Source organism: Streptomyces torulosus (assembly GCF_001419765.1).
Classification (GTDB): domain Bacteria; phylum Actinomycetota; class Actinomycetes; order Streptomycetales; family Streptomycetaceae; genus Streptomyces; species Streptomyces torulosus.
Window position 1 is genome coordinate 1 of record NZ_LIRK01000021.1, and the last position, 14,832, is coordinate 14,832.

The window sequence follows — 14,832 nt, forward strand, 5'->3', positions numbered from 1 at the left end:
GACTCATTGGGGCGGCCGGGGGCTCACTGGGGCGGGCGGATCCAGTCGGTCAGGGGCTTGAACCGGCCCTTGCCCTCGTACTGGTAGAACCTCGCCTGGTCGTTGCAGACGGCGAGGGCGTCCGGGTACTTGCCGCACTTGACCTCGGCGGCGCCCATGATGACCGGCCCGGTGAACTTCTTGAGCCGCTCGGTCACCGAGGCGGAGGTGATCTTGTCCGGGCCGATGGCGTTGAGCACCTGCGCGTACGTCAGGATCGTGCTCCAGCCCAGTGGCGCGAAGACCTTGGACTGGTCCTCCTTGCCCAGCCCCGCCTGCGCCGATGCCTTCAGGAACGCCTTGGAGTCGGCGGCCGAGGAGTCCATCGGCAGCGTCTGGGCGACGCCGTACGTCCAGGTGGGCAGGTCCCCTCCGAGCCCCTGGGCGACATCGGGGGACATGCACAGCGGCGTGGAGACCACCGGCTTGGTGACATTGAGCTGCTTCAGCGCCTTGGCGATCCCGACACAACCGCCACCCACGGAGATGGGCACCACGACATCCGCGGTGTTCGCCCCGGCCGCGGTGACCGGGCCGATCAGATCGGTGGACTGCGCGTCGAATCCGACGGACTTCACCTTCAGACCGGCGGCTTCCAGGCCCTTCACCGCGGCCCCGGAGGCGATCTTGTCGCCGGGTGTGTTCGTGTGGATCACTGCCGCGGTCTTCGCCTTCAGCACGTCACGGGCGTACGTGCCCCAGGTGCCGAAGATGTGCGGCAGGTCGCCGAACGTGCTGAAGGTGTTCTTCGCGGTGGGCATGGTCGGGCCGGTCGCCACTCCGACCAGCACGGGCTTCTTCCCCGCGATCACGGAGTTGAAGGACGCGTCTCCGAGGTAGAGGTTGCCCACACCGATGGCGGTGACCTCTTTGGCGCCGAGCAGTTGCTGGCCGCACTTCTGTCCCTCCTCCTCGGCGGACACCACCGTGCAGACGTTCAGCTTCAGCGGGTGCCCGCCGATGCCGCCCAGCCTGTCGTTGACGTACTTCACGGCGGCACGGGCACCGAGGGTGGCTTCGGGGTTGCCGCCGGGGCCGCCCTCGACGTTCACCCAGCCCAGGGTGACCGGGTCGAGGCCGGTGTCGGCCTTGCCCGCCTTTCCGCCGACGTAGCCGAGGTAGTCGGTCACGACGTCACTCGCCGAGCGGGAGTCCGCGGCCGCGGAGGAACCGCCGCCGGAGGCGCCGGACGACGAGGACGTGCTGGTGCCCGATCCGCTGCATGCGGCGACCCCCAGCAGGGGCGCCATGGCGGCGGAGACGAGGCCGAGTCTTAGGGGGCGTGAGATCGAGGGCATGCGGGATCCTCCAGGATCGGAAAACGGCAGGGCGACGCCCGGCACGGCATGCGGGGGAGAGCGCGGAAGGCGGAGGAGGGCAGGAGGGCGCACCGGGATGACCGGTGCCTCGGTCCAGCCCGAGGAACGTCGAAAGGCCAGGTGATTCGGCGCCTTCGACTTTCGTAACTTTCTTACGGATCGGGAATCTAGGTGTACGCTGGCGCCCTGTCAACGCCCCGGTTCACACCGAATTAACGATCACGCAAAGGGAGGGGAAGGGCATGACGGAGCACTCCGTGAGACGCAGGCTCCCTCGGCGCACACCCGAGGAGACCCGGGCCCTCATGCTGGAAGCGGCCACCCAGCTCGTCTGTGCCGGCACCTCCGACACGAGCGAGGCGGCGGTCTCCGCGGCCCTTGCTCATGTCCGCGTCAAGCGGGTCACCGAGGAAGCCACCCGCATCATGCGGGAGCGGCTGGGTGACGACACCGCACCGGCGATCACGACCGGATCCATCTACCAGATCTGGCCCGCCCAGGCCGACTTCCAGGCGGATCTCCTCTTCCACCTCACCAGCCGACAGGCCGAACTGGTCCCGGGGCTGCCGGAGAGCATCCGCCGTTTCAAGGAGGCGGTCGACAGCGGCACGACCTGGCAGGAGGCGCTCAACGACGTCCTGAGGGACAACCACGAGAACCACCGCGTGGACCCGATCTACCGCGTGCTGCTCGGCTTCTACGCCAGCGCCGCCAACCCGCGCGTCCGCGACGCCCTGGGGCACTACGGGGAGTCGTTCACCGAGGTCGCCTGCGAGGCGTACCAGGCGCTGCTGGACGCCTACGGGCTGCGCATGCGCGCGCCCTACAGGGTCGAACACCTCGCCACCACCATCGCCGCCCTGCTCGACGGCTTCCATATGCGCTGGATCGCCGGGCACCCCAACCTGGAGGATCCGGAGGGAGAGGACGGCTGGTCCCTCGCCACCCGGTCCGCCGTGATGGTGTTCGACCAGTTCACCGAACCGGCGTAGGCGGGTGGATGTCCTTGAGGTTCTTGAGGTTCTTGAGGTCGGCGGGGTCGGCGGGGTCGGTGGTGGACAGGGGGAGGCCTGCCCTGATGCGTTCTCCCTGTGGGGGCGGCGGGCCGGGGTGCCGGCGCGCCGCCCCGCTCAGTGGGTCGGGTCAGCCTGTCAGCGGCCCTTGAAGACGGGCGTCCTCTTCTCCTTGAACGCGCTCATCCCCTCCTTCTGGTCCTCTGTCGCGAACAGTGCGTGGAACACGCGCCGTTCGAAGAGAAGTCCGTCGCGCAGGCCGGTCTCCAGGGCCCGGTCGACCGACTCGCGGGCCGCCGTGACGGCCGGGCGGCCGTAGGAGGCGATGGTCGCGGCGGCTTCCGTGGCCTCGGTGAGGACGCGGTCGTCCGGGACCACCCGCGACACCAGGCCCGCCGCTTCCGCCTCGCGGGCGTTCATCGTGCGGCCCGTGAGGATCAGGTCCATGGCCTTGGCGCGGCCGACCAGGCGGGTGAGCCGCTGGGTACCGCCGATGCCGGGGATCACGCCGAGCTTGATCTCCGGCTGGCCGAAGACCGCCGAGTCGCCCGCGATGATCAGGTCACACATCATCGCGAGTTCGCAACCGCCGCCCAGCGCATAGCCGTTGACCGCCGCGATCTTCGGCGTGCGTAACCCGGCGAACTCCTCCCAGCCCGCGAAGTAATCCTCCGCCGCCATGTCCACGGCTGACTTCCCGGCCATCTCCTTGATGTCCGCGCCGGCCGCGAAGACCTTCTCCGAACCGGTGACCACGAAGCAACCGACGTCCGGATCGCGGTCCAACGGCCGCAGTGCGTCCAGGAGTTCGGCCAACAGTTCGCTGCTGAGGGCGTTCAGGACGTGCGGCCGGTGGAGTCGTACCGTGACGACGCGGTCATGGCGTTCGATCTTGAGGGTGTTCATCGACTGTCCCTCTCCGTTCCCTTGATCCTGACGGTTCGTCATGAGTCCCAGATCGCGCCGTACGCGGGTATCCCGCACCGTTCGAGACCGTGGACGACCTGCCAGGTCAGCTTCTTGTTGGAGATGCAGATGACGGCCTCGGCACCGAAGTCGCGGTACGCGGTGTACGCGAGCCGCACCATGTCCGGTTTGCCGTGCTGAGAGGTGTCCCAGACCAGCGCGTTCGGCTGGACGGCAAGGATCTCGTCCACCAGGTCGTCCCCGTAGGTCCTGCGGGGGTCACGCGTCGCCCACACGAGCCGTGAGGGCACCTCGGCGGCCAGCAGATGCGGCAGACAGGGGCCGATACCGCTACCGGTGGCGACGTAGATCACCTTGCTGAACAACGTCTCGATGTTGGCGACCCCGGCCGTGGTGATGCCCTTGACCCAGACCTTCGGGGGCGCGTCGTCGATGAAGGAGCCCGTCCAGTCGCCCGCACGGGAGATGGTCAGCCGGAAGCCGGGTTCGCCGGGTGAGGGCACGTTGGCGAAGGAGTGCCACTCGGTGAGCGGGCTGCGGCTGATGGCGGTGGAGGACCCCGCGAAAGGGGTCACGCCATGGTCGAAACGGGCCAGCGCGACGTGCGCGGAGGGCCTTTCGATCCGTACGTCCACCTTGCGCAGCCGCAGCCAGGGCAGGGCGACGCTGAAGGTGACCACGGCCAGCACCCCGAGGGCGACCGGACCCTGTCCACCCAGCAGCGTATGCGTCCAGAACAGTGCGAGGGCGCTCCAGCCGCCGAAGCGGTGGATCTTCTCGAAGTGGTCGTGGAAGCGGGAGCGGAAGGGCGGCACGGCGGTGGCGACGATGACGACGAGCAGGGCGACCAGGGTCCAACTCACCGTGATGAGTGGCCGGTTGGCGCCGTCGGCGGTCGACGCGACCGTCCCGGCGAGGAACCACACCGCTCCGGCCAGTGCCCCGCCCACGTGCAGTCCACCGAAGTGGTACACCTTCCCGAGCGTCCACCGCGCCTTCAGTGGCCAGCTCGTCGGAGCCCAGGTCGCCAGCCGGAAGAAGAGGTTGATGACGTACTGCTGCCGTACGACCACCGCGAGCGCGAGGTTCCCGAGGGCCGCGTAGCCCATGGTTGCGGCGTCCGGTGCCCAACTCGCCGCCGCCAGCACTCCGATGTTGGCCAGTATCACCAGGGCCGCCAGGCGGTTGTAGTGCATCAGGCGCGGGTGCTTGAGGAGGCGACGGGGCGCGGACGTGAGGGGAGGGAGTTCGGCGAGAGCGGCGGGGGGTGCGGGATGTGCGGGAGGCGATGCCTGCCGGGTGCCTCCCACCTCGGCGGACGAGGTCTCGATGGACGAGGTCTCGGCGGACGAGGTCTCGACGGACGACGTCATCGGGCCGCCCCCTCTCGTACCGCCGCCACCGGCAGCAGGGGTGCTCCCTCGCCGGGAACCGTCACCGCCCGCGCGGCCTCATCTCGTTCCGCCGCCAGCCTCAGCAGTGCGCCCCGGTCGACCTTGCCCCGGTCCGTCTCCGGTAGCGCGGCCACCGGGAGGACCGTGGCCGGCACGCAGTAGTAGGGCAGTGCGTCGGCCACCGCGCGCCGGGCCGTGTCCGGGTCGACGTCGGCCGGGCAGACGAAGGAGATCAGGCTGCGGGCGTCCCGCTTGAGTGTGACGGCGCGGGCGCAGCCCACCACCGACTCCAGCACCGAGGAGACGGAGTCGAGTTCCACGCGGAAGCCGCGGACCTTGACCTGATCGTCGGTACGGCCCAGGTGCTCGAGTTCACCGTCCGGTGTCCAGCGGCCGAGGTCGCGGGTGCGGAACATGCGGCGTCCGCCACCGAGGAAGGGGTCGGGGGCGTACCGCTCGGCGTTCAGCGCCTCGTTGTGCAGATAGCCCGCCGAGACGCAGTCGCCGCCGGCCCACATCTCGCCGACCTCCCCGATGGGCAGCGCACGCCGGTGCTCGTCGAGGACGTACACCGTGTTGTTGGGGGTGGGGCGGCCGATCGTGAGCAGGGCGTCGTCCACGCGGTGGCGGCGCATCGTGTTGACGATCGTCGTCTCCGTGGGCCCGCAGGAGTTGTGGAAGGCGGACCGCCGGGCCCAGGCGTCCGCGAGCGGGCGAGGGCACGGCTCGCCCGCGACGGCCACCGTCCGTACACGGGGGCAGTCCGCCGGGTCGATCCCGGACAGCACCGTCGGCGTCGCGATCAGCACGTCCGCCGTACGGGCCGCGGCCCCGACGTCCTTGCCGCGGACGACGAGCGTGCCGCCGTGGGCGAGACAGCCGAGGATCTCCCAGGCGGCCATGTCGAAGGCGATGTTGAGAAGCTGAGCGACCCGGTCACCGGGGCGGATGCCCAGGTCACCGGGGGCGGTGAGGAGGATGTTCGCGACGTTGCGGTGGGTGACCTTCACCCCGTTGGGCTTGCCGGTCGTGCCGGAGGTGAACAGGACGTAGCACCCGTCGTCGGGGCGTACGGGTCGTTCGAGGCGGACCGGGCCTTCCGTGGAGAGGTCGGTGAGATCGTCGTCGAGGGTGATCAGGCGCTGTCCCGCGTCAGCCGGAGGCACCCGCAGCGTGTGCTCCGACTGAGTGAGGACGACCCGGATCCCGGCGGTGCGGATGACGTGCCGCAACTGGGCGGCGGGGGTGAGTCCGATGTCCTGCGGGACGTACGCGGCGCCTGCCTTCAGCGTGCCGAGCAGTCCGACGAGCATCGGGAGGGAGCGGCGTACGAAGAGGCCGACGTGATCGCCGGGCCGTACGCCCTCCCGTACGAGTCTGGCCGCGAGCCGGTCGGCACGACGGTTCAGCTCGCCGTACGTGATCGTCGTGCCCTGGTGCTCGGCGGCGACCGTGTGCGGCGCGGCGATGGCCCGCCGTTCGACGGCCTGGTGGACGAGGGGATTGGGGACGAGGACTTCAGGGCCTTGGCCGAACTGCCAGAACAGGGCCCTGTCTCGGGGGGACAGATGGCTCAGGGGCATGCCTCACAGACCTCCTGGCTGTGTGGGGAGAAGATGCCTCGGGCTACTGAACGCTGACGTGCCTCGATCATGTGGAAATGTCGAGCATCGTGCGGAGGTGCAGAGCGGCAACACCGAAGTGCGGTGGCGGCTCCAGTAGTTTCAACGTTCAACGTGGTCTGCGTCACTGACAAAACAAGTCACATGGCTGGACTCACGGCACACATGACAGCTCCCGTACAGACAGGCGACAGGAGCCTCACATACCGCGCCTGCAACGGACGTGGGTATGAGGCGTGGCGGCTGTTGCTGAGGCGGCGAGAATGAGCCGAAGGCGACCGTGCTCATGGCGGACCGACCGGTGCCGCGGGCCAGATCGGACCGGTACTCGTCGGCCCCGCCGAAGGCGGCGCCACCTCGCCGGCCGGCGACGCGCTGCCCGATCACGGGGCGCCCGGTCCAGGGTGACCCGCTCGAAATCGGTCGCATAGGCTGGTGCCGGTGTCGCCGGTGAAGAGGCGCAGGCCGCGGCGGCGTGGGCTCGCCGTCCGTCGTAGGGAGGCGTTCGAGTGGCAGCGGCTGGGGGCCGGTCGACGAAGCGACTCCAACGGGGGACCCTCTCCCAGGGGCTCATCGTGGCGACCGCGCTGCGGATCCTCGACGAGGACGGGCCGGACGCGCTGACCTTCCAGCGGCTCGGCAAGGAACTGTCCTCCTCCGCGACCGCGGTCTACCGGCACTTCGCGAGTCGCGACCACATCATGGTCGCCGTGGCGGAGGAGATCGACAGGCTCTGCCTGGAGGGGTACGAGCCCCACGAGTCATGGACCGAGTCGCTGCGGGACCTGGCGATCCGTGCCTGGAACACCGCCATGGAGCACCCGGCGGCCGCCGCGCTCTGCATGGGGCGGGTCACCCGCGGCCTTCACGAGCTGCGTGCCGTCGACGCCGTCCTGGAGGCGTTCCACCGCGGCGGCTGGCGCGGCCGGGCGGCCGTCCTGCACTACCAGGCGTTCTCGAACTTCGCCCTCGCCATGGCGAGCAACAACGCCTGGCGGCTCGTCAACCAGCGGTTCGGCGCCGAGGTCAACTGGGTGCAGGAGTACCAGCCGGCCGACCCCGCCACGTACCCCTACGCCGAGGAGGCCAAGGAACACCTGCGCAGCCTCGACATGACGGACGTCTTCCACCGGCAGATGGACATCCTCCTCACCGCCCTCCAGGCGGAGGCGGCGACGCTCCCGCGCGACTGACACGCGCCACCCGCAGGACTTCACCGCCGCCGACCGGCAGGGGTTCCGCCACTCCACGGCCAAAGATAGTTAACGCTATTGACTACGCCGTTAACTAGGCGGCATTCTCTCACCACCGAGAGCTCCACGGACCGCTCCCGCGCAGCGTCCGCCGAGCGTCACGCGCACCGCCTCCGCCCGAACTTGCTCGCGCTCGTCCCGCTGATCCCGTGCGACCCGCGCAGAGCGCGACACCCCTCTCCAGGAGCACTCATGCGCCACACCCGTACCCGCGCGGTCCCCGTGACCGCGGCCGTAGCCATGACGGCCGTCCTCGCCGGCTGCACCACCACAGGCGCGACGTCCGGAGACCCGGGCGGCGACGCCGCCGGCGCGACGAAGATCCGGACGACGATCGACGTGCCAGCCAGCTTCGACCCGGTCAAGGCGCTGTCCCTGCCCGACTACGTGCTGGCCCGCAACAGTTACGACACCCTCGTGCGCAAGGACGACGGCGGGCTCGTCGGCGGTCTGGCCACCGACTGGAAGGCCACGCCGACCTCGGCGACGTTCACCCTGCGCACCGACGCCACGTGCGCCGACGGGACGCCGATCACGCCAAAGATCGTCAAGGCGTCCCTCGACCGTTTCGCCGACCCCAAGACGGCGGCGCCCGACCTCCCCACGGTCTTCGGCCCCGGCAACAAGGTGAAGGTGACCGCCGACGACGCGGCGAACAAGGTGGAGATCGCGCTCGCCAGACCGTGGGGCGACATGGTCACCGGCCTGTCGGTCGCGAGCACGGGCATCGTCTGCCCGGCGGGACTCAAGGACCTCAAGGCCCTCGCCGCCGGAAAGGCCAAAGGCTCGCAGTCCGGCCCGTACCTCCTTCAGAAGTCCCAGTCCGGCGTCTCGTACTCCTACACGCTCCGCCCCGAGTACAAGGCATGGCCGGCCTGGCGCACGAAGATCCCCGGCAAGGTCGCCACGACCATGGAGTACCTGGTCTCGCCCGACCCGACCGCGACCGGCAACCTCGTGACCAGCGGTCAGCTCGACATCGGCAAGATCGACGCCTCGGGCATCCCGCGCTTCGACGGCGTGAACGGCCACAGCGTCAGCATCAGCCGGTTCTCCGACTTCTACCTGCTGTTCAACGAACGCCCCGGCACCGTCTTCGCGGACGTCGCCACCCGCCGGGCGGTCGCCCAGGCCGTCGACCGCGCCGCCTTCACCAAGGTCGTCTCCAAGGACACGGGTGAGCCGTCGACGATGTTCGTGCAGAAGGCCATCCCCTGCAACGACCCCGACTCCTCGTCCCTCGTACCGAAGGACAAGGCCGCGGCGGCCGCCGTGCTCAAGGGCAAGAAGATCCGCCTCGTCGGCCCCCAGGTCGTCGGGCCCGCCGGCGCCGGGAACCAGTACATCCAGGAGGCGCTGCGGGCCGCGGGCGCGGACGTCACCCTCGCCAACGTCGACGTCGGTGCCTGGGTCGGGACCGTGTTCGGCAAGCCCGACGCCTGGGACCTCACGGTCTTCGCCGACCTCAACTTCCTCGGCACCCTCGCCAACCCGCTCGGCCACTTCGTCGGCCCGACCGTGCCCGAGGGCGGCGGCAACCTCGGCGCGGTGAAGAACCCCGCCCTGAACAAGGCCTTCGCCCAGGGCGCCGAAGCGACCAACGAAGGGGCCCGCTGCGCCGCCTACCAGAAGGCCGCCAAGGCCCTGATCTCGAACGTGGACGCGGTGCCGCTGGTCAACGACCCGTTCATCTACGCACTGCGCGAGGGCTTCAGCGCACAGATGCTCGGCGGCTCGCTCGACGACCCGATCCTGCGCATCACCGGCTGACGGACCGGCCCTCCGCACCCCCTCGCACCGTTTCCGACACAGGAGCCCCCTGGTGATCGACCCTTACAGCACCGCCCAGCAGATCGCCGACCTCATCCGCACCAAAGAGGTCAGCCCGGTGGAGGTGGCCGAGACCTACCTCGACCGCATCGAGCGGATCAACCCCGCCGTCAACGCCGTCGTCTGGCTCGACGCCGACGCCGTGCGCGCGGCGGCCGTCCGGGCCGAGCGGGCGGTGCTGCGCGGCGAGCCGCTCGGCCCGCTGCACGGCGTCCCCGTCCCCATCAAGGACCTCAGCTCCGTCGCCGGACAGCCCAACACCATGTCCTCGCTGGCGATCCGGGACACCCCGCAGACGGTCACGGACCCCGACGTCCAGCTCCTCCTCGACGCCGGCGCGATCCCCCTCGGCCGGACCAACTCGCCCGAGTTCGGCGCCCTGACCGTCTCCGAGAACGCCCGGCACGGCAAGACACGCAACCCGTGGAACCCGGCGCACACCTCCGGCGGGTCGAGCGGCGGCGCGTCGGCGGCCGTCGCGGCCGGGCTCGCCCCGGTGGCGCACGCCGGCGACGGCGGCGGATCGATCAGGGTCCCGGCGTCCGTCACCGGCCTCATCGGCCTCAAGCCCAGCCGGGGCCGCGTGCCCGCGTTCGTCCGGGCCTGGGAACACTCGACGACCGAGGGCGCCATCACCCGCACCGTGGGCGACACGGCCCTCCTGCTCGACGTCATGGGCCGTTCCGACCGGCTCTCCTGGTACAGCGCGCCCGAACCGGTGCGCCCCTACCTCGACGAGGTCGGTGCCGACCCCGGGCGGCTGCGGATCGGCCTGCTCCTCGACGCGCCCACCGGTCTGCCCGTCGACGAGGAGTGCCGCACGGCGGCGCTGACGGCCGCGCAGGCCCTGCGCGACCTCGGGCACGACGTCGTCGAGGCCCGCCCGAAGATGTTCTCCTACGAGGCGATCATGGGCTTCACCTGGACGATCATCAGCGCCTCCACCTACGCCATCGACGTCGACGACCCCGACGCGGTGGACCCCTACATCCGGCGTCGCCGGGAGACCGCCCTGGAGGTCACCGCCGGCGACTACGCCCGGACGGCGGCCCGTCTGCAGGCCGAGTCACGCGACGTGGTCGCCCAGTGGGGCCGGGACTTCGACGTTCTCCTCACCCCGACCACGGCGGTCGTGGCGCCGCCGGTCGGCCCCGTGTACGACGAGGCGAACTCCGACCCGGACGGTCCGCGGGCCACCGAGACCCGGATGGTCTCCTTCACCGCGTTCGTCAACATCGCCGGGCTGCCCGCCATCTCGCTGCCCGTCCACACGACCGCCGACGGCCTCCCGGTCGGTGCCCAGCTCATCGGCGCACCCTACGACGAGGCGACGCTGCTGCGGCTGTCCGCCCAGCTCGAACCGCGGTTCCGCTGGCACGAGCGGCGCCCGGACGACGCGGCGCTCGCGGGGGCGTTGTGAGTGCCGGGCCCGCGGTCCCGGCCGGGCCGCTGCCCGCCGCGGCCGTCCGGCGGGCTCCAGGCTTGCGACTGGGCGGCGGATGGGCCGGGTTCGCCGTCCGCCGGGCGGGCGGCCTGCTGATGTCGATGCTGCTGCTCGTCGTCGTGACGTTCCTCATCGTGCCCCTGCTGCCGGGGGACCCGGCCCGCGCCATCGCCGGCACCAACTCGTCCCCGGCCACGCTCGCGGCGATACGCGAACGACTGGGCCTCGACGAGCCGATGACGACGCGGTTCGTCCACTACCTCGGCGACATCGCGTCCGGGCGCCTCGGCACCTCGTTCCGGTTCGACACCCCCGTCGCGGACATCGTCTCGACCCGGCTGCCGTACACCGTCCAGCTCGTCATCCCGGCCGTGCTGCTCTCCCTGCTCATCGCCGTCCCGCTGGGCATGACCGTCGGCGTCCTCACCCGCGACGGACGCCGCCGCAGGCTCGGCGTCGCCTTCGGCACGGTCGCCGGACTCCTCGCGTCCGCGCCGGTCTACGTCGTCGCGACCCTCCTCATCGTGCTGTTCTCGATCAGCCTCGGCCTGCTGCCGTCCGGTGGCGCCACGACACCGAGCGCGCTCGTCCTGCCGATCACCGCGCTGTGCGTCGGCCCGGCCTTCGCCATCGCCCGGGTCGTCCGGCAGGAGACGGCCTCCGTCCTCGCCCAGGACTACATGAGGACCGCCCGCGGCCACCGCCTCGGATCCGTGCGCCTCCACCTGCGCCACGCGCTGCCCAACCTGGTGACGAGCGTCCTCACCCTGAGCGGTCTCGTCCTCACGTCGCTGCTCGGCGGCACGATCATCCTGGAGAACGTCTTCACCTATCCGGGGCTCGGCACCGAGGTCGTCCAGGCGATCATCTACAAGGACTATCCGGTGATCCAGGGCATCATCCTCGTCGTCGGCATGCTCGCCCTGCTCGTCAACCTCCTCGTCGACGTCGTCCTCGGGATCGTCGACCCCCGCACTCTCGACGGAGGTCGGCGTGGCCACTGACACGACCGTGCGCCGGTGGCGCCGCAACCCGTCGCTGCTGGCCGGCGCCGTGATCCTCGGACTGCTCGTCGTCGTGGCCCTCGTGGCCCCGCCGCTGCTGAGCGGTTCCGCCGAGACCCTCACCGACGACGCCCGGCTGGGACCCGGAGCCGAGCATCTCCTCGGCACCGACGCCTTCGGCCGTGACGTCCTCGCCCGGGCCCTCGTCGCGACCCGCCTCACCCTGCTCATGGCCGCCGCCGCCACCGCCGCCTCGTTCGTCGTCGGCGTCGCGATCGGCGCGCTCGTCCACCTGGCCCCCCGATGGCTGCGCGAGACCTGTCTGCGGCTCATCGACTCGGCGGTGGCCTTCCCGTCGCTCGTGCTCGCCCTCGTCATCGCGGCGGTGCTCGGACCGGGGACGGGGTCAGCGATCGTCGCGATCGCCGTCGCCGGCGTCCCCGGGTTCGCCCGGCTGACGGCGAACCTCGCCGCGACCGTCGCGGACAAGGACTACGTGCTCACCGCGCGGCTGCTCGGCGTTCCCGGCCCGCGCATCCTGACCCGGCACGTCCTGCCGAACATCAGCGGGCCGCTGCTGGTGCTCCTCAGTTCGAGCTTCACCCTGTCCCTGCTCGACATCAGCAGCCTGTCCTTCGTCGGCCTCGGGGTGCAGAGCCCGCAGTACGACTGGGGCCGGCTGCTCAACGAGGCGCTGCCGTCGATCTTCGCCCAGCCGTCGGTCGTCCTCGCTCCGTCGATCATGCTCATCGTCACCGGTGTGGGCGCCATGCTCCTCGGGGACGGCGTGGCCTCGCTCGTCGACCCGCGCACCCGCGGCACGGCGCCCGCGGCGACCGGGGCGGCGGACGCGGCGGGACCGGCCACCCCGGCGAAGGAGTCTCGCGCGCCCCAGGCGCCGGGCGGTGCCGGGGCCACAGCCGGCACGGAGCCGGACGGTCTGCTGACCGTCGACGGGCTGACCGTTCGGGCCGGTGACCGGACACTCGTCGACGACGTGTCGTTCACCATCGGGGCCGGCCGGATCGTCGGCCTCGTCGGGGAGTCCGGCTCGGGCAAGTCCACCATCGCCATGGCGGTCGCGGGCCTGCTCCCCGAGGGTGCGCGGGCGAACGCGTCGCGCCTCGCGCTCGGCGACCTCGACCTGCTCGGGACACCGCCGGGCCGGCGGCTCGCCACCGAGATCGGCATCGTCTACCAGGACCCGATCGGCACGTTCAACCCCGCGCTGCGGCTCGGTGCCCAGCTCACCGAGGTGGCCCGGACGCATCTGGGGACGTCCCGGCGTCAGGCCCGGCGGGACATGGCCCGCGCCCTCGCCGACATCCACGTCACCGAGCCCGAGCGGCGGCTGCGCCAGCACCCGCACGAGCTGAGCGGCGGCATGCTCCAGCGTGCCTCGATCGCCTCCGCGATGACGACGAACCCGCGGCTCCTCATCGCCGACGAGCCGACCACGGCACTCGACGTCACCGTCCAGGCGGAGGTGCTGCGCCAGTTCCGCCGCATCAACCGCGAGCACGGCACGGCGATGCTGTTCATCTCGCACGACATCGGCGTGGTCGGCGTGCTCTGCGACACCGTCCTGGTGCTCCACGGCGGCCGGGTCGTCGACCGTACGACGGGCCGCGACCTGCGCCGGGGGACGGTCACCCACCCGTACACCCGGGCGTTGCTCGCGGCGACGCCCGCCGCGGTCGAGGCCGGCGCGACCCTCAGCGCGGTCCGGTGGACGGGCGACACGACTCCGGCCCAGCCGGACGGGACGCCGCCCGACGGGATGCCGCTGGACGGGACACCGCCGGACGGGACGCAGCCGGACAGGGCGCCGCTGGATGCGATGCCGCTGGACGGGATGCCGCCTGACGGGACGCAGCCGGACAGGGCGCCGCTGGATGCGATGCCGCTGGACGGGATGCCGCCTGACGGGACACCGCCGGACAGGGCGCCGCTGGATGCGATGCCGCTGGACGGGATGCCGCCTGACGGGACACCGCCGGACAAGGCGCCGCTGGACGGGATGCCACTGGACGGGATACCGCCGCACGGGACGCCGCCGGACGACCTGTCCGACACAGCCGCGGACCGCCCGCCGGCCGCGGAAGGGAGCCGCTGATGTCCGCCACAGCCACCGCACCGGACGCGGGGACGGCCGACCCGCTGCTGCGCGTCGAGGACCTCACCGTCGAGCTCGGCCACGGCGCCGCGGCCCGCAGGGTGCTCAAGGGGGTCTCGTTCGACATCCCCCGGGGCAGCACCCTCGCACTCGTCGGCGAGTCCGGGTCGGGCAAGACGACCCTCGCGCGGACACTCGTCGGTGTCCACCGGCCGTCGGGGGGCCGGATCCTCGTGGACGGCGCCCCGCTGCGCGCCGCACGAGGACGGGAGGGAGCCGCGACGGTCCAGATGATCCCGCAGGACCCGTACTCGTCGTTCGACCCGCGGCGCACCGTCGCGCAGTCGCTCGCCGAGGCGCTCGATCCGATCCGCGCCAGGGTCGGACCGGTCCGGACCCGGATCGCCGAACTGCTCGACCAGGTGAGCCTCGACCCGGACAGCATGGACCGCTACCCGCACGAGTTCTCGGGCGGCCAGCGGCAACGGCTGGCCATCGCGCGGGCCCTCGCGCCGCGTCCCCGGTTCGTCATCGCCGACGAGATCACCTCGGCGCTCGACCTGACGACCCAGGCCGAGATCCTCAACCTGCTCGCCGATCTGCGCCGTCGGCTCTCGCTGACGATGCTGTTCATCTCGCACGACCTGGCCGTCGTCCGGCATGTGAGCGACACCGTCGCCGTCCTGCTGCACGGGGACCTCGTCGAACTCGGCCCGACCGGCGCCACCTTCGCCGAGCCGGGACACCCGTACACCGCCCGGCTCCTCGCGTCCGTCCCGGGCGACCCGAGGTTCCGTCTCGACGACGAGCCCGCCACGGTCTGAACCGACCGGACGCGCTCCCGCTCCCGGCCCGCCGACCCCTCCCCGTC

General features: G+C 71.4%; 11 protein-coding genes. 7 read left to right on the top strand and 4 right to left on the bottom strand.

Annotated features, from left to right (window positions below):
* Positions 1-23: 23 nt before the first annotated feature.
* Positions 24-1,337, bottom strand: a complete 1,314-nt coding sequence (locus AOK23_RS02190; protein ID WP_055711050.1) for an ABC transporter substrate-binding protein — start codon at positions 1,335-1,337, stop codon at positions 24-26.
* A gap of 278 nt (positions 1,338-1,615) precedes the next feature.
* Between AOK23_RS02190 and AOK23_RS02195 the strand changes: the two genes are divergently transcribed.
* Entirely contained in the window at positions 1,616-2,350 is a 735-nt protein-coding gene (locus AOK23_RS02195) for a hypothetical protein (protein ID WP_240496215.1), read from the top strand.
* 159 nt (positions 2,351-2,509) lie between these two features.
* Here AOK23_RS02195 and AOK23_RS02200 read toward each other — a convergent pair whose 3' ends face one another.
* Genes AOK23_RS02200 through AOK23_RS02210 form a run of 3 tightly spaced genes read right to left on the bottom strand, consistent with a single transcriptional unit; the run spans position 2,510 to position 6,275 of the window.
* Entirely contained in the window at positions 2,510-3,277 is a 768-nt protein-coding gene (locus AOK23_RS02200) for an enoyl-CoA hydratase-related protein (protein ID WP_055711052.1), read from the bottom strand.
* Positions 3,278-3,315: 38 nt separating this feature from the next.
* Positions 3,316-4,671 (bottom strand): ferredoxin reductase domain-containing protein, encoded by a 1,356-nt coding sequence (locus AOK23_RS02205; protein ID WP_055711053.1) that lies wholly within the window; start codon positions 4,669-4,671, stop codon positions 3,316-3,318.
* Positions 4,668-6,275, bottom strand: a complete 1,608-nt coding sequence (locus tag AOK23_RS02210) for an amino acid adenylation domain-containing protein (RefSeq protein ID WP_055711054.1) — start codon at positions 6,273-6,275, stop codon at positions 4,668-4,670. Before AOK23_RS02210 ends, AOK23_RS02205 begins: the two co-directional genes overlap by 4 nt.
* 548 nt (positions 6,276-6,823) lie before the next feature.
* On the opposite strand from AOK23_RS02210, the gene AOK23_RS02215 reads away from it, so the two are divergent.
* The 6 genes from AOK23_RS02215 (at position 6,824) to AOK23_RS02240 (ending at position 14,785) form a co-directional block, all read left to right on the top strand.
* Positions 6,824-7,507, top strand: a complete 684-nt coding sequence (locus tag AOK23_RS02215; protein WP_240496216.1) for a TetR/AcrR family transcriptional regulator — start codon at positions 6,824-6,826, stop codon at positions 7,505-7,507.
* A 252-nt stretch (positions 7,508-7,759) separates the two neighbouring features.
* Positions 7,760-9,337, top strand: a complete 1,578-nt coding sequence (locus tag AOK23_RS02220; protein ID WP_055711056.1) for an ABC transporter substrate-binding protein — start codon at positions 7,760-7,762, stop codon at positions 9,335-9,337.
* 52 nt (positions 9,338-9,389) lie between these two features.
* The gene (locus tag AOK23_RS02225) at positions 9,390-10,817 is read left to right on the top strand and encodes an amidase (protein WP_055711057.1); all 1,428 of its coding nucleotides are present in this window, start codon (positions 9,390-9,392) and stop codon (positions 10,815-10,817) included.
* Positions 10,814-11,845: an ABC transporter permease gene (locus tag AOK23_RS02230; protein WP_055711058.1), complete on the top strand. Its 1,032-nt coding sequence runs from the start codon at positions 10,814-10,816 to the stop codon at positions 11,843-11,845. Before AOK23_RS02225 ends, AOK23_RS02230 begins: the two co-directional genes overlap by 4 nt.
* Positions 11,835-13,961: a dipeptide/oligopeptide/nickel ABC transporter permease/ATP-binding protein gene (locus AOK23_RS51330; protein WP_055711059.1), complete on the top strand. Its 2,127-nt coding sequence runs from the start codon at positions 11,835-11,837 to the stop codon at positions 13,959-13,961. The genes AOK23_RS02230 and AOK23_RS51330 overlap by 11 nt, the downstream gene beginning before the upstream one ends.
* Positions 13,961-14,785 (top strand): ATP-binding cassette domain-containing protein, encoded by an 825-nt coding sequence (locus AOK23_RS02240; RefSeq protein WP_055711060.1) that lies wholly within the window; start codon positions 13,961-13,963, stop codon positions 14,783-14,785. Before AOK23_RS51330 ends, AOK23_RS02240 begins: the two co-directional genes overlap by 1 nt.
* Positions 14,786-14,832: the final 47 nt, after the last annotated feature.